Consider the following 15,279-nt stretch of genomic DNA (forward strand, 5'->3'; position numbering starts at 1 on the left):
TCCTTCGCTACCGTACCGACCGGTCCCTCGGAAGTTGCGACGGCGCCACGTGGGGAAACTCATGTCGATCGCCGACCGGGGGCGAGCCCGCCGTCTCGCGGCGTGCCTCGGCCGCCTCCTCGGCGGCCCGGTTCACCTCGGCGGCCAAGGTGGCACCGCCGACCTCCCAGGCCATCGCGAGCAGTCGTTCGCGGAAGCGGGCGAGATCCACGCCGAGGTCCTCGCCGACGTATCCGTCGGCCGTGTCGCGCACCGCGCGGACCACCTCGTCGGCGAGCGCCGCGATGCGCGAGCGGATCATGGTGCGCAGTTCACCGCTGAGCGGGATGTCGATGCCGACGTCGTAGAGCACGAGCGCCCCCTTGAGCATGGGGCGATCCGGCACGTACCACCGGTCGGCGCGTCGCTCGAGATAGCCCACGGCGATCAGTTCGGTCAGCACGTCGGAACCGCGATCACCGAGTAGGGCGCCGAGTTCGGTGTCGTCGATCTCCGCGCCGCGCTGGGCAGCCTGGGCCGAGCGCGGGTCGAACAGCGCGCGCCAGTCGCCGCTGGCCGGTTCGGCGTCGAAGACCTCGCGGATGGCATCGAGCCGCAGGCCTCGGCTCTGCATGGCGACGATGTCACGCAATCGATCCAGGTGCTCGTCGGAATACACCACCTCTTTGCCCGCGCGCCCGGGCTTGGGCAGGACACCGAGTGAGTGGTAATAGCGGATCGTGCGCGCCGCGACGCCGCTGGCGTCGGCGAGTTCCGCGCGGGTGTATCGAGGCACGCGACCAGCATAGGGGCCGACCGCCGTCGAACTTTGACAGTGCTGGCTGTCGGCGTTAGCGTTACCGGCGTCACTGTCGACACCATCGAGGAGCTCTTCTATGTCCGAGCGAACCACCGACTTCGACGTCTTGATCGTCGGTTCCGGATTCGGTGGCAGTGTCACCGCGCTGCGACTGGTGGAGAAGGGCTACAAGGTCGGCGTGCTGGAGGCGGGCCGCCGCTTCGCCGACGACGAGCTGCCCAAGACCAGCTGGGACCTGCGCAAATTCGTGTGGGCGCCCAAGCTCGGTTGCTACGGCATCCAGCGCATCCACCCGCTGCGCGATGTGCTCATCCTCGGCGGTGCCGGTGTCGGTGGCGGTTCACTGAACTACGCCAACACCCTCTACGTTCCGCCGGAGCCGTTCTTCCAGGACGCGCAGTGGCGCGACATCACCGATTGGCGCGCCGAGCTCACGCCGTACTACGAGCGGGCCAAGAAGATGCTCGGTGTGGTGCAGAACCCGCACATGACGCCCGCCGACGAGATCTTCAAGGCCGTCGCCGAGGACATGGGCGTGGGTGACACCTTCGTGCAGACGCCGGTCGGTGTCTTCTTCGGTGAGCCGGGCAAGACCGTCGCCGACCCGTACTTCGGCGGGGCAGGACCGGAGCGCACCGGCTGCATCGAATGTGGCGACTGCATGGTGGGCTGCAAGTTCGGCGCCAAGAACACACTGGTGAAGAACTACCTCTATCTCGCGGAAAAGGCGGGCGCGCAGGTCATTCCGATGACCACCGTGTCGGCGCTGCGTCCGCTGCCAGACGGCACGTGGGACGTCGCCACCGAGCGCACCGGCGCCTGGGTGCGCAAGAACCCCAAGACCTACACCGCCAAGCAGGTGGTGCTCGCCGCTGGCACGCTCGGCACCCAGAAGCTGCTGCACGCGATGCGCGACGAGGGCGCGCTGCCCAAGATCTCCGACCAACTCGGCCTGCTGACACGCACCAACTCCGAGTCCATCGTCGGTGCGGCGACCAAGACGCTCGCGCCCGGCCAGGACTTCACCAAGGGTGTCGCGATCACCTCCTCGATCCACCCCACCCCCGACACCCACGTCGAGCCGGTCCGCTACGGCAAGGGCTCCAACTCGATGGGCATGCTGCAGACCCTGATGGTCGACGGCGGCGGGCGCGTGCCGAGGTGGCTGCGGTTCCTGTGGTTGGTGATCACCCATCCGCTCACGTTCTTCGGCTTCATGAGCGTGCGGAACTGGAGCGAGCGCACCATCATCTCGCTGGTCATGCAGCACCTGGACAACTCCATCACCACCTACACCAAGCGCGGACTGTTCGGGCGCAAGCTCACGTCCAAACAGGGCCACGGGCAACCGAATCCGACGTGGATCCCGGCGGGCAACGAGGTGACGCGCCGGGTGGCGGACAAGATCGGCGGCGTCGCGGGCGGTACCTGGGGCGATGTGTTCAATGTGCCGATGACGGCGCACTTCCTCGGGGGTGCGGCAATCGGCGCCGATCCGGAGCACGGCGTGATCGACGCCTACCACCGTGTGTTCGGCTACCCGACGCTCAGCGTTGTCGACGGTGCGGCCGTCTCGGCCAACCTCGGCGTGAATCCCTCGCTGACCATCACCGCGCAGGCCGAGCGGGCCGCCGCCTACTGGCCCAACAAGGGCGAGGTCGACACCCGTCCCGAGCAGGACGCGGGATACCGCCGAATCGAGCCGGTGGCGCCGAAGCAGCCGGTGGTCCCGGCGGGTGCGCCCGCCGCGCTGGTGCTGCCGATCGTCGAGATCCGCAACCCGGAGAAGACAGCGGGCTGACAGTCGAAACAGGCCCCGGACAAGTGGGTTCGCACTATCTGTCCGGGGCTTCGTTCGTTCAGAGTGCGTTGATGCGTGCCAACGCCTCGAACGCCAGATCGGCGGCCTGCCACAGCGCGGCGACCTCGGCCCGGATCGTCGGCGCCAGCGCGGGGTCTTGCAGCGCGAGGCCGTTGCCGAAGATCACCACGTTCGCACCGAGGTCGGCGGCGATCAGCATCTGATCGGTGGCCACACCCGCGCCGAACAGCTGATCGAGGCCCTCCCCCACGAAATAGAACCGCCACAGCGGCCCGAGGTCGGCACCGTAGACAGCTTTGGTCCGGTCGACGATCACCTCACCGACCGAGGCGATGCCCGCGACGATCTTGAAATAGTCCGGTGCGTGCTCGGGACGGCTCCCGACCGCGGCCACCGAATACGTCAGGTCGACTGTCAGATGCGCGTTGTATCCGGCCATCGCCGTGCGCGCCCGCGAGGCGCCACAGTCCTTGGCGAGGGCGAAATAGTGCGCCCACTGCGGTTCGACGACGCCGCCGGAGAATTCGGCGTGCAGATTGTCGAGGAAGCGGCGCAACAGTTCGAGGCTGATGGAGTGCGCGTATTCGCGGTCGAGGAAGGCCGCCGGATCTCGTTGCATCGGCATCACCGCGGTGGATTCCACGCCGTCGAGGCCGATCGCGAACAGCCCACGCAGATCCCGGTGCTCGATGAGGATCTCGGTGATGCGGTGATGCCTGTCGACGGCGTCCTCCAGCCGGGCCAGGGTATCGCCGCCCGCGATCTGGGACGTATCCGCCAGCCGCGCGATCTCGGCAATGTTCCCGGTCGACAGTGTCGACCCACACGCGGTATCGGTCACCGCGCCTGCCGGTACCGCGACCAACCCGGGCAACGCCATGATCCCGACCGTGACAGCCGCGACTATTCCAATCCCGATACGCATCCTGCGATTCCACCACCTCACACCCCGATCCGCTGTCCGACGCACCCGGCGCGGCAGCCCGGCGAGGTGTGCGAGTGCCCCGCGGTGGGCGCCGACCAGCGGACCGTTCGGCGGCTCGATCAGCCGCGCGGATCGGGCGGCGGCCAGGCGTTCGCGACGGTCAGATCAGGCGGATGCTCGCGATCATCTTCTTGGCATCGTCGGCGGACAGCTCGCCGGTGGTACCCCGGTCGACCAGGATCGCCATGACCATCGGCAGACCGGCCGCCTTCTCGAAGGCGAAGGTGTACACCGAGTACGTGGTCGTGGTGCAGCCCGGGCGTGCCGGTGTCCACGAGCCCGAGCTCTCGACGAACTGCCCGGTCAAGCCGCTCTTGGTGGTGAGCGACGTGGGGGCGGTGATTTTGCCACCTGTCGAATCGGAGTAGCCGCCCTCGGCCGCGATCCTTGCCGCGGTGGTCGCGGCCTCAGGCAGTGTGTTTTCCGTACTGAGAGCGACCCCCGCCAGTCCTCGGTAGGCCGAACCGGGACAGTAGTTCTCGCCGTCGGAGGCCTTTCCGGTACCCGCGAACATTCCGCTCAGACCGAGGATCACCACCGAGTCCGACTCCGAGGCGATCTGCCAACTCGACGGCACGTCGTAAGCGACGCGCTCGTCAGCGAGCAGCACCCCCTTCCACCCCGGCGTCACCGGTGCGGTGCTGGTACCGGTGGGCGGGACCGTCTGCGTGGTCGTCGTCGGCGCGGCAACAGCCTGCTCGTCGTTGCCTCCGGTTCCGATCACCACGGCGGTGACGATCACCACCGCGAGCACCACGACGACCGCCCCGATCCCGATCAGCAGACCTGCATTTCCCTTTCGCGGCGGCTGCGGCGCATACCCATACGTCTGCCCGTGCTGCGGAAACGGCAACGACATGCTCGGCCCGAACCCCTGCTGCCCGGATGCCTGCGGGAAGGCCTGCGGCGCACCGGGCTGCGGAAACACGCCCGATCCCTGCGGCGCACCCGATTGAGGGAAGACCCCCAAGCCGTGCGGTTGCTGAAACGGACCAGGCCCCTGTGAAGCGAGGATCGTCGGATCCCCGTGCGGTGGTTGCCGAATCGCGGGCTGAGAAGTAGACCCGGACGACGCCGGATACTCGCCCGGCGGCGGCGCGAACGCACCCGGCTGCCCGCCCACACCCTCCGGCGGATCCGCGGGTGCCCCCTCTGACGCACCCGCCGACTCCCACCAGCGATCGACGTTGTCTGCCACGTCCCAGTCCTTCCTCACACCCGCCTCGCTGATCTCTCTCGAGCAGGCGTCCCGCTCAGCGTAACGGCGCGACCCCAGCGGCGAGACCCGTGCGCTCCAACGGTGAGCACCGGCAGTCGAGCAAGCCCGGTCATGGACAGCCGATCACCACGCGCTCATGGCACGACTTCGGCTGAAATACCGCCACGAGCGCGTGGTGATCTTGGTCGGGGTTCGCATGTCTGCCCCGGCGTGCGAGAGACAGGGAGGAGCCGCTCGGGTGACTATCCCGTCGCGGCCGCGATGTGCTCGGCGGCGGTGGTCGTGGCGGTTCCCAGGGCCGTGACCTGTGCGGCGGTCAGGCGGGAATCTGGGCAGGCGACGACCGAGGCGATGACGGTGCCGGTGGAATCGCGGATGGGGGCGGCGACGGTGAGGACGGCGTTGTCGGGTCCGAGCTCGCCGGGCAGGTAGTCGATCGTGATGAGTTCGGTGATCACGGAGCCGAGCTGGGCGCGCAGTGCGGCGGTGATCGGTGTATTACGCAGGGCCGCAAGGGCTTCCAGCATCGGCGTCGAATCGTCGACCAGGCGCTCGACGGAATAGCCGCGGGCACGGATCTCAGTGAGGACGTGCGCGAGGCGCTCACGGTGCGTGGGGTCGGCGCCGCTGAGCCAGGCGCGTTGCTCGGATCCCGGTGCCCAGGCGACGAATTCGCGGCAGACGGGCGGGGCGAGCGGCAGTCGGCGACCGGGCCGTATCCAGGTCGCCGACGGGTCGCCGACGAGTTCGGTGACCACGATGTTCGCCCCGTCGCGTTCGGCCAGGAAGACCGGTGCCGACACCTGGTCCGACAGCGCGCGCAGGACCGGGGCGGCGCTGCGGCGCAGCGGGAACGCGGCTTCGGCGCGACGGGCGACGGTGAGCAGCCGCAGACCGATGCCGTAGCAGCCGTCGCCGTCGCGCACGGTCCATCCGTCGGCGGTGAGCTGGGTGAGCACGGCGTGGGCGGTGGCGCGGGAGATCCCGGCTTCGCGCACGATGCGGGCCAGCGTGAGCCGCTCGGTGGCGTGGCGCGAGAGCAGCTCGAGCACCTTCACCACCCGCTGGGTCGGGGCCGAGACGACGCTCGAATCCGGTTCGGCCGACGCCGGATCCGACGTCACCTCTTGACCGGCGCTCTGGGCCCGGCTTATCGTCGGTGTCACAATACCGAACGATAGCGTCGATTATTCGACAGCGCAACCCCGGGCGTGAGCCGCCGGGAAGGTGGACAGTGCAGACGGGATACGAGTTGACGCACCTGGCGGCCCTGGAGGCCGAAGCGGTGCACATCCTGCGCGAGGTCGCGGCCACCTTCGAACGGCCGGTGCTGCTGTTCTCCGGCGGGAAGGATTCGGCGGTGCTGCTGCATCTGGCGCGGCGCGCGTTCTGGCCCGCGCCGCTGCCGTTCCCGCTGCTACACGTGGACACCGGCCACAATTTCGACGAGGTGCTCGCGTTCCGCGACCGCACCGCCGAGCGCACCGGCGCCCGCCTGCTCGTCGCGAAGGTCCAGGACGACATCGACGCGGGCCGCGTGGTCGAACGCCCCGGCGGCACCCGCAACCCCTTGCAGACCACCACCCTGCTGCGCGCGATCGGCGAGCACCGTTTCGACGCCGTGTTCGGTGGCGCCCGCCGCGACGAGGAGAAGGCACGCGCCAAGGAGCGAGTGTTCAGCTTCCGCAATCGTTTCGGCGAGTGGGAGCCGCGCGCCCAGCGTCCGGAGGTGTGGAACCTCTACAACGGCAGACATCAGCCGGGTGAGCACATCCGGGTGTTCCCACTGTCGAACTGGACCGAGCTCGACGTGTGGGAGTACATCGATCAGGCGGCCGTCGAACTGCCCTCGCTGTACTACGCGCACCGCAGGCGGGTGATCGAGCGCGACGGAATGCTGTTGTCCGCGACCCGTTTCGTCACCGAAGCACCCGGCGAGCGCGCCTTCGAGGCCACTGTGCGTTTCCGCACCGTCGGCGATGCCACGTGTACCGGCTGTGTCGAGAGCACCGCCACCACCCCGGCACAGGTGATCGCGGAGGTCGCGGCCACCCGGCTCACCGAGCGCGGCGCCACCCGCGCCGATGACCGGATCTCCGAGACCGGGATGGAAGACCGCAAGCGAGAGGGCTACTTCTGATGCGCCGCAACCTGTTGCGCCTGGCCACCGCGGGCAGCGTGGACGACGGGAAGTCCACCCTCATCGGTCGCCTGCTCTACGACTCGAAATCCCTCTTCGACGACCAGCTCGCCAACATCGAGCGCCTGAGCACCGAAAGGGGCAGTGCCACCACCGATCTCGCGCTGCTCACCGACGGCTTGCGGGCCGAACGCGAGCAGGGCATCACCATCGATGTCGCCTACCGCTATGTGACCACCCCGCGCCGCAAGTTCGTCATCGCCGACACGCCGGGCCATGTGCAGTACACCCGCAATATGGTGACCGGCGCGTCCACCGCCGATCTCGCCCTGATCCTGGTCGACGCCCGCACCGGCGTCAGCGAGCAGACCCGCCGCCATGCCTTCCTCGCCACCCTGCTCGGCGTCCCGCACCTGGTGGTGTGCGTGAACAAGATGGACCTGGTCGACTGGTCGGAGGAGCGTTTCACCGAGATCAGGGAGGAATTCTCCGCGTTCGCCGCGAAATTGACCGTCGGAGACCTCAGTTTCGTACCCGTCTCGGCCCTGCACGGCGACAACGTGGTCGACAGTTCACCGCATCTGGCCTGGTATCCGGGTCCGCCGTTGCTGCGTCACCTCGAGGACGTGCACATCGCCTCGGACCGCAACCTCATCGACGCACGGCTCCCCATCCAGTACGTGATCCGCGCCGAGCAGGGGTCGGCGCAGCGCAGTTACGCGGGCACCGTGGCGGGCGGCATCTTCAAACCGGGCGACGAGGTGGTGGTCCTGCCCGCCGGTCACGCCTCGCAGGTGCGCGAGATCTGGGGGCCGGGCGGTACCAAGGTCGAGGAGGCGTTCACGGGGATGGCGATCTCGCTGACCCTCGACGACGACATCGATATCGGCCGGGGCGACCTGCTCGCCCGCCCGGGCAACTCCCCGCACCAGAGCATCGAACTCGACGCCATGCTGTGCTGGTTCTCCGAAACCGCGCCGCTACGCGCAGGCGACAGCCTGCTCGTCCGCACAGCCGCGCAGACCGCGCAGGCCGAGGTCGTCGCCATCGACTACCGGCTCGACGTGAACACCCTGCACCGCGTGTCTGAGGTGGAGGCGTTGTCGCTCAACGACATCGCAAGGGTTCGGTTGCGCGCCCGTCGCCCGCTGCTGTCGGATCCGTACCGGGAGAATCGGCGCACGGGCAGCTTCATCCTCATCGATCCGCGCACCGACGAGACGGTCGCGGCGGGAATGGTGACGGGCCGCGAAACGGTCGAGGTGTCGGGCCCACGCACCGGTCCGGTGATGTGGCATCGCTCGGCGGTGACACGTGCCGAACGCACGAACCTCGGGGCGACGATCTGGCTGACCGGCCTGTCGGGTTCGGGGAAGTCGACCGTCGCCGTGGAGCTCGAACGCCTGCTCGTCGAAGCCGAGCGCCCCGCCTACCTGCTCGACGGTGACAATCTGCGCCACGGCCTCAACTTCGGACTCGGCTTCTCCCCCGCTGATCGGGACGAGAACGTGCGCCGGGTCGCCGAGGTCGCCGCCCTGTTCGCCGACTCCGGAACCGTCGCGGTCGTGTCGGTCATCAGCCCGTTCGCCACGCAACGCGACCACGCCCGCACCGCGCACACCGACCGGGATCTGCCGTTCCACGAGGTGTTCGTCGACACCCCGCTGGCCGAATGCGAACGCCGCGACCCGAAGGGCCTCTACGCCAAAGCCCGTGCGGGCGAGCTGCCCGGTTTCACTGGCATCGGTTCCCCCTACGAGCGGCCCGCGCAACCCGACTTGGTCATCACCCCCGACCTCGGCTCCCCCGCCGAGATCGCCGCCCATATCCTCCGAGAGCTAGGGATCACAGTCCGTTGAACCGACCGAGTACCACCACCGCCGACACGGGCGCACCGCCCGATTCGCTCACCGCCCCGTTTCTCGCCGCGGTCGCGCAGGCCGAAACGCTCATCGCCGGTGCGGAATTCGTGCGCAGCGACGCCGACCGCGCCGAAGGCTACGACTATCTGGCCGCCGGTATCGCCGCCTGCCTTCGCCTCTCGGGTGCCCACGGCACCTCGCACCCCTACTTCGTGTCTTCCACCGGGCCGTACGCCAAGATGGGCCTGGACAACCCGGACACCCTCTACTACCACGCGAATATCGAGCCGACGGCCGAGTATGTGGTGAGCGGGGTGCGTGGCAGCACCGTCGACCTGAGTTTCCAGGTACTCAAGGGTGACTACACGGCCACCGACGTGCCCGGTGGGGCCGATGCCTTCGACGACCGTCGGATCCCGATCGCCCCGGACGGCAGCTTCTCGATCCGGTTCGGTCCGGCGAAAGCCGATGCGGGCGAGGACTATTTCCCGCTCGGCGAGGGCGCCTCGATGCTCGCGGTCCGCGAGGTCTACAGCGACTGGACCGAACGCAAGGGCTCCATCCGCATCGAACGCGTCGACACCGTCGGCACCGCACCGGACGAACCGGATCTGGCCCGGTTGCGCAAGCGCTACCGGGCCGCCGGGAACATGCTGCTCACCAGGGTGCACACCTGGTTCAACTTCCCCAAGTGGTTCTATCTCGACCTGCCGGTGAACACTCTCACCGCACCGCGGCTCACGCCGGGCGGTCTCAGCACCCAGTACTCCTCGGTGGGACATTTCGACCTCGCCGACGATCAAGCCCTGGTGATCACGGTGCCGAAATCCGACGCGCCCTATCAGGGGTTCCAGCTGGGCAGCCTCTGGTACATCTCGCTGGACTACGTGAACCATCAGACGAGCCTCAATCATGCCCAGGCACAGGTGGATCCGGACGGCATGATCCGCATGGTGGTGAGCAACCGCGATCCCGGCATCACGAACTGGATCGAGACCACCGGCCGCACGCGGGGCATCCTGCAGTTCCGATGGCAGCGCACCGACCGACCGATGACCGAAACCGACGGCCCGGGTGTGGAACTGATCGACATCGCCGATGTTCCCGCGCACCTGCCGTACTACGACAACAACCGGATCGACGCCGCCGCGTGGCGTGACCGGATCGCCGCCCGACAGCGGGCTTTCGCCGAGAGGATGCTGGGATGAGCCTGCTGGACGGGAAGGTTGTCGTCGTCTCCGGTGTGGGACCGGGGCTCGGCCGGTCGATCTGCACGGAAGCCGCGGCGGCGGGTGCGAAGGTGGTCCTCGCGGCTCGCACCGAATCGCGGCTGCAGGAGGTGGCCGCCGAGATCGATGGCGAAACGCTCTGTGTGCCTACCGATATCACCGACGACACCGCGGTGAAGCACCTCGTGTCGCGCACGGTCGAGAAGTTCGGCCGAGTCGACGCGCTGGTGAACAACGCGTTCTCCGTGCCGTCGATGAAGCCGCTCGAACGCACGGACTACGACCAGATCCGCGACAGCCTCGATCTCACCGTGCTCGGTGGTCTGCGGATGACGCAGGCGTTCACCCCCGCCCTGTCGGAGTCCAACGGCGCCGTGGTGATGATCAATTCGGCGGTGGTACGCCACAGCGAACCCCGCTACGGCAGCTACAAGCTCACCAAGGCCGCGCTGCTCGCGATGTCGCAGACCCTCGCCACCGAACTGGGCGGCAAGGGCATCCGGGTGAACAGTGTGCTGCCCGGCTACATCTGGAGCGACCAGTTGAAGTGGTACTTCGGCCAGATCGCCGAGAAGTACGGCATCACCGTCGACCAGGTCTACGAACAGACCGCTGCCCGCTCCGATCTGAAGCGGCTGCCCGAGCCCGCCGAGATCGCCCGTGCGGTGGTGTTCCTCGCCTCGGACTGGGCGAACGCGATCACCGGCCAGACCCTCGACGTCAACTGCGGCGAATACCACAACTGATCAGGAGTTTCTCTCGATGACTGTGCGAACCGATGTCGGCACTGTAGCCGACCTGCACGCCTCGGCAACCAAACTCACCGGCCTCACCGAGTTCGGCTCCGACGATTACACCGAAGCCCTCGGGGTGCTGCTCGATTCCTATCGCGACGAGGCCGGACTCACCGAGCTCGGGTCCAAGATGTCGCGGTTCTTCCTGCGCGGCACCTTGATCGCTCGCGCCCTGAGCGAGGCAGCGTGGGCAGCGAATCCGGGTTTTGCCGAAACACCGGTCACCCGGCCGATTTTCGTCACCGGGCTACCACGCACCGGCACCACCGCACTGCACCGCCTGCTGGCGGCCGACCCCGCCAACCAGGGGCTGGAGATGTGGCTGACGGACTTCCCGCAGCCCCGGCCACCGCAGGAGAGTTGGGCGGACAATCCCGCCTATCAACAGATCGACGCGGGGCTGCGTCAGCATCAGGTGCAGAACCCGGAGTTCATGGGCCTGCACTACATGAGCGCGGCCGACGTCGAGGAATGTTGGCAATTGCTCCGCCAGTCGGTGATGTCGCACTCCTACGAGTGCCTGGCGTACCTGCCGAGCTATTCGCAATGGCTCACCACCCAGGACTGGACGCCCGCCTATACCCGGCACCGGCGCAACCTGCAGCTCATCGGGATGAACGACGCCCGTCGCTGGGTGCTCAAGAATCCCAGTCATCTGTTCTGTCTGGACGCCCTGCTCGCCGTCTACCCCGACGCCGTCGTCATCCAGACCCATCGCGACCCCGCGACCGTGATCCCTTCGGTCTGCAGCCTCAACGAGCACGCCACTCGTGGCTGGTCGACCGTCTTCACCCCGGAGGTCATCGGCCGCACCCAACTCGACCTGTGGTCGCGCGGGTTGCGCGAGTTCACCGCCGCACGCGCCCGCCACCCCGAGGCCCACTTCATCGATATCGACTTCGATGACCTGCGCTCCGACCCGGTCGGGACCGTCGAGACGATCTACCGGTCGATCGGCATCGACCTCACCCCGCAGGCCCGCGCGGCCGTCCTCGCTCTGGACGCCGAAAGCCGCACGGGCGCACGCAAACCCACTCACCACTACTCGCTCGCCGACTACGGACTCACCGAGGACACGGTCGCCGAGCACTTCTCCGGCTGATCGGGGATGCCGTGGTCGAGGGCCTGATCGGCGATCTGCTTGTCCACCGATGGTGTTCGCACATACCCCCGGCTCACGGGTTGCAGGTGACACCGTGCGGGCCGCCCTCGAGCGCCGTCACCTTCGACAGGCCCTCGAGCCCGTGCCAGGCCGTGACGTGGGCGACCTCGAACCGGGAGGCGCGCAACCCGGCGCCGACAACCGGAACGCGACCCGTTAACCCCAGGCAGGAACGTCGCCGCGCCGACGAGCACGAGACTCGTCCACAGCAGCTTCTTACACCCGTATCGGTCACCGAAACAGCCGAAGGCGATGCCGCCGAGTGGGCGCGCCGGGGAACGCATTCCCCCGCACCGGTCGCTCAGGCGGAGTAGTAGCGAGCGACGAGGACGGTGCGTGTCGGTGCCGGATCGACCTCGGAGGCGACCAGTGGGGTCGTGTGGTGTTCCAGCCGGGTCGCTTCGAAAAGGACCGCGTCGCCAGGAGAAAGGAACAGCTCCGCACCCTCGAGGATCAGCGACCCACCCTGACTGCTCGTGAGTGGGGACTTCAGGCAGAGGAGCAGCTGTGCTGTTCCGCCGCGGTCGCGGTGCGGATTGATGTACTCGCCGACGCTGTAGCACGAGGTCCAACACACCGGCGGGCCGACCGTGGTGCCGACCAGCATCCGAATCAGCTGGGTGAGCCGAGGGCTGCGACAGAATTCGTAGCCGGGGTCGCCGACTACGAGTTCTTGTTCATCCCAGGAAACATTCTCCAGTCCGCATTCCACGCGTCGGCGGGCGAGGCCTTCCGTCGATTCCAACAACCGGGCCGCGCGCTCCGCCCGGACCAATCCCGGCAGATGAACGTAACGCCGCCTGGTGAAATGCGAGGCCAGCCGGTGGATGTCGACGGATCGCGTGTAGGCCCGGTCGAGAATGTCCTCGTTCATTTCATTTGAACGGATTGCAGATCAAGCCGGGCGCGCAGCGAGGCCCACAACCGGGATGACAACCCGGATTACAGGTGGGGTTGCAGTCCCGACTGTTTTCCGTCGCATTCCGAATAGCGGCCCGCGCCGTCACCAATTCCTGACTTTCGATGACATCGCGCAAGCTGGATGTCAGAACATCACCCACTTCGAGTGTGCGGGTGAAGACACAGGGACGGACCGCACCGTCCGGATACACCGCGAGAACATCGCCCGCGCATTGTCCGCACAGTTCTTCCAGCTTCACGTCCGCGTCCGCATTGGCGCGACCAGCGCGGCGAACGTGGTCGACCTCGATGTCCTCGACGCCCAGATCGGTGAGCAGCCGACGCGCTTGCTCGACCCGCTGGTCCGCGAGCACGGTCACGATCCCGACCCGGATCGGCACGCCGAGCCGAACTGCCTTACCGATGTTCGCGGTGGTCCGCTCCAGCGCCCGAGCGTTTCCGGTGATCATCCTGTGCTGCTCGGCCTGATCGGAGTAGAAACTGGTGGCCAGGCGCACGCGGCACTCGACCAGCAGATCCCAGATATCGGCGCGGATATGGACCAGATTCGAGTAGACCTCGGTGGCGATCCCCCGCGCGGACGCGTGCCGGATCAGCTCCGGGAGCGCGGGATGCAACGTCGGCTCGCCACCGATGAACTGGATGACTCCGACACCGATGGCGGCAGCGTCATCGATGACCGCCAGCCAGTCGCCGGTCGTCATGGTGCCGTGCGACTTCGTCGGTCCGCTGTCGGCATAGCAGTGCGTGCAGTTCAGTTGACACTTTTCGGTGAGTTCCAGCCAGAGAAAGGACGCGCCGTGCCTGGTCACGTCGTATCCGGTTCGAACTGTCATCTTTTCCCCATTCTCAGTATCGGTGGAGTCGGCTACCGGCCGAGGTTCTGGATGATGTAGAGCAGATTCGCCAGCGCGGCGGTACCGTTGGCTGCCAGTGAGGAACCGAGGTTGAGAAGGTCGAGGCCGAGAAACAGTCCGTACATCTGACGTCCCTTTTCTGTTCGTCCGCATTCTCGATGTCGAAATGCGTTGTACCAAAAGAGATGCGACGGACGGCGGATCCGGTTCGTCTCCGGGACAATCATTTTCGCCGCAGCGTCGTCAATCGATCAGCAAGGCCGCGATCGTCAACGCTGCGACGGCTGTCCAGACGAGGTAATCGAGACGAATCCGTGCGTCCCGGATGGCTTCATCGAGGCTCCTCGCCGCGGTGATACGACCGGTGAACTGCGGGGGTGCCGCATCGAGCGCGTCGTCGAGACTCTCGGCGGCGACGATCACCCGCAGCGAGTTCCGTTGTGCGGCACGCAGTTTTCCTCGGTATCCGCCGACAGCGGTCAACCGATCGCCGACCAGACCTGCGGTGATGGCGCAGGACGGGTCGATCCGGCGGCGGATCACTCGCCCTCGGCGCAGCAGGTAGGCGAGGGCGACGGCGAATGCCGCACCGGAGGACGCGCCGCTGATGTCGTTGGCCGGAGCACCACCTTCCAAGGTGAGTGACCACAGCACGCTCACACCGGTGCCGGTGAGTCCGCTGACGTCCCAGGCATCGGCCAGCGCGCCACGGAAGTCCGCGTCGGCCTGCAGGAAACTCATGCGTGCCGGATCCGGATGCAAGCCGCTCGGACCATTCTCGACCTGCGTCAATCGCAGGACGGCGACGTGTCCCTCGCCGTAGGCATCGACGAACAGCACGCGCACCTCACTGGTGCGGGTGGTGGTCGGTCGACGCCCGGCCAACTCGAGTGCGGTGAGCAGAGCGAAGTCCCGCGCAGGGTGGTCGCGATGTGCGGACAGTTCGTCCAGCACCGAGGCGAGTTCAGCGTCGCCGGTGTCGAAAAGTGCGTCATCGCCACCGGACCGGGAGCCCGCGGAGCCCAAGCCCGCACGTTCGGCGTGCGCGAGGAAGCGCACGACGGCGGGACCGGCATCGCTCACCCCGGCCAGAGCGCAGGCCAGCGCACCGAGCGCACGCGCGGCCGAGAGTTCGGCGGTGTCGCGCCTGTCGTCGCCCTCGGGTGACTCCGCTTCCTCGACGAGCAACTCGTCCTCGTCGAGGCTCTTCCAGCGCGCCAGCGACGCACGCGCCAGCACCTCGGTCTCCCGTCGGGGCGCGAACAGCGCCCGCGCCGCGTCCGCCCCTGCGGCGACGGCGGATCGACAGCACCGCAACCATCGCTGTTCGGCTCCGACCAGCATGTCGAGAACAACGTGGTCACGCAGACCGCTCAGATCGTCCGACGTGGCGGTGGGTCCGTACGCGGTGTTCGACGAGCCAGGGAGACCGACGGTATCGGTCGAAAGTCCGAGCATGTGTGCGCTCCTTTTCGAGCCGGGCTGAGAT

Annotated in this window: 13 protein-coding genes and 1 pseudogene; 6 read left to right on the top strand and 8 right to left on the bottom strand. The window is 67.6% G+C overall.

Annotation, left to right across the window (positions count from 1 at the left end):
- Nucleotides 1-7 precede the first annotated feature (7 nt).
- Nucleotides 8-775 carry a MerR family transcriptional regulator gene (locus NC7_RS15625; RefSeq protein ID WP_084458512.1) on the bottom strand — a complete coding sequence of 256 codons (768 nt, stop codon included), beginning with the start codon at nt 773-775 and terminating at the stop codon, nt 8-10.
- A 100-nt stretch (nt 776-875) separates the two neighbouring features.
- Here NC7_RS15625 and NC7_RS15630 point away from each other — a divergent pair, with 100 nt between their 5' ends.
- Complete coding sequence (locus tag NC7_RS15630; protein ID WP_067983594.1) at nt 876-2,600, top strand: GMC oxidoreductase; 1,725 nt, start codon at nt 876-878, stop codon at nt 2,598-2,600.
- Nucleotides 2,601-2,658: 58 nt separating this feature from the next.
- On the opposite strand, the gene NC7_RS15635 is transcribed toward NC7_RS15630, so the two are convergent.
- The 3 genes from NC7_RS15635 to NC7_RS15645 form a co-directional block, all read right to left on the bottom strand.
- Nucleotides 2,659-3,546, bottom strand: a complete 888-nt coding sequence (locus tag NC7_RS15635; protein ID WP_067983596.1) for a DUF5995 family protein — start codon at nt 3,544-3,546, stop codon at nt 2,659-2,661.
- A 160-nt stretch (nt 3,547-3,706) separates the two neighbouring features.
- Nucleotides 3,707-4,534, bottom strand: coding sequence for a DUF8017 domain-containing protein (locus tag NC7_RS15640; RefSeq protein ID WP_157102021.1), 828 nt, complete (start codon nt 4,532-4,534; stop codon nt 3,707-3,709).
- Nucleotides 4,535-5,067: 533 nt separating this feature from the next.
- On the bottom strand, nt 5,068-5,991 hold the full coding sequence (locus tag NC7_RS15645) for an IclR family transcriptional regulator (protein WP_236573459.1): 924 nt from the start codon (nt 5,989-5,991) through the stop codon (nt 5,068-5,070).
- Nucleotides 5,992-6,059: 68 nt separating this feature from the next.
- Between NC7_RS15645 and cysD the strand changes: the two genes are divergently transcribed.
- Genes cysD through NC7_RS15670 form a run of 5 tightly spaced genes read left to right on the top strand, consistent with a single transcriptional unit; the run spans nt 6,060 to nt 11,952 of the window.
- Complete coding sequence (gene cysD / locus NC7_RS15650) at nt 6,060-6,965, top strand: sulfate adenylyltransferase subunit CysD (protein WP_067983600.1); 906 nt, start codon at nt 6,060-6,062, stop codon at nt 6,963-6,965.
- Nucleotides 6,965-8,824 (top strand): adenylyl-sulfate kinase, encoded by a 1,860-nt coding sequence (gene cysC, locus NC7_RS15655; protein ID WP_067983602.1) that lies wholly within the window; start codon nt 6,965-6,967, stop codon nt 8,822-8,824. The genes cysD and cysC overlap by 1 nt, the downstream gene beginning before the upstream one ends.
- Nucleotides 8,821-10,035, top strand: a complete 1,215-nt coding sequence (locus NC7_RS15660) for a hypothetical protein (RefSeq protein WP_067983603.1) — start codon at nt 8,821-8,823, stop codon at nt 10,033-10,035. Before cysC ends, NC7_RS15660 begins: the two co-directional genes overlap by 4 nt.
- A complete protein-coding gene (locus tag NC7_RS15665; protein ID WP_067983605.1) occupies nt 10,032-10,802 on the top strand; it encodes an SDR family oxidoreductase in 771 nt (256 codons plus the stop codon). Before NC7_RS15660 ends, NC7_RS15665 begins: the two co-directional genes overlap by 4 nt.
- A gap of 16 nt (nt 10,803-10,818) precedes the next feature.
- The gene (locus NC7_RS15670; RefSeq protein WP_067983607.1) at nt 10,819-11,952 is read left to right on the top strand and encodes a sulfotransferase family protein; all 1,134 of its coding nucleotides are present in this window, start codon (nt 10,819-10,821) and stop codon (nt 11,950-11,952) included.
- Here the strand turns inward: NC7_RS15670 and NC7_RS28555 are convergent.
- From NC7_RS28555 to NC7_RS15685, 4 genes and pseudogenes are all read right to left on the bottom strand, one after another.
- A pseudogene (locus NC7_RS28555) lies at nt 11,949-12,166 on the bottom strand (SDR family oxidoreductase); the annotation flags it as partial. The gene NC7_RS15670 and the pseudogene NC7_RS28555 overlap by 4 nt on opposite strands.
- Before the next feature lie 147 nt (nt 12,167-12,313).
- Entirely contained in the window at nt 12,314-12,886 is a 573-nt protein-coding gene (locus NC7_RS15675) for a hypothetical protein (protein ID WP_067983610.1), read from the bottom strand.
- 1 nt (nt 12,887) lies between these two features.
- On the bottom strand, nt 12,888-13,745 hold the full coding sequence (locus tag NC7_RS15680) for a radical SAM/SPASM domain-containing protein (protein ID WP_159372876.1): 858 nt from the start codon (nt 13,743-13,745) through the stop codon (nt 12,888-12,890).
- A gap of 288 nt (nt 13,746-14,033) precedes the next feature.
- Entirely contained in the window at nt 14,034-15,248 is a 1,215-nt protein-coding gene (locus tag NC7_RS15685) for a hypothetical protein (protein ID WP_067983614.1), read from the bottom strand.
- Between the last annotated feature and the right edge of the window lie 31 nt (nt 15,249-15,279).

Source organism: Nocardia caishijiensis NBRC 108228 (genome assembly GCF_001612825.1).
Classification (GTDB): Bacteria; Actinomycetota; Actinomycetes; order Mycobacteriales; family Mycobacteriaceae; genus Nocardia; species Nocardia caishijiensis.

What these genes read in the sequence shown, in the direction of transcription:
- NC7_RS15670 (WP_067983607.1), top strand. Translation starts at nt 10,819, where the DNA reads ATGACTGTGCGAACCGATGTCGGCACTGTAGCCGACCTGCACGCCTCG.
- NC7_RS15630 (WP_067983594.1), top strand. Translation starts at nt 876, where the DNA reads ATGTCCGAGCGAACCACCGACTTCGACGTCTTGATCGTCGGTTCCGGA.
- NC7_RS15675 (WP_067983610.1), bottom strand. Translation starts at nt 12,886, where the DNA reads ATGAACGAGGACATTCTCGACCGGGCCTACACGCGATCCGTCGACATC.
- NC7_RS15635 (WP_067983596.1), bottom strand. Translation starts at nt 3,546, where the DNA reads ATGCGTATCGGGATTGGAATAGTCGCGGCTGTCACGGTCGGGATCATG.
- cysC (WP_067983602.1), top strand. Translation starts at nt 6,965, where the DNA reads ATGCGCCGCAACCTGTTGCGCCTGGCCACCGCGGGCAGCGTGGACGAC.
- NC7_RS15685 (WP_067983614.1), bottom strand. Translation starts at nt 15,248, where the DNA reads ATGCTCGGACTTTCGACCGATACCGTCGGTCTCCCTGGCTCGTCGAAC.
- NC7_RS15665 (WP_067983605.1), top strand. Translation starts at nt 10,032, where the DNA reads ATGAGCCTGCTGGACGGGAAGGTTGTCGTCGTCTCCGGTGTGGGACCG.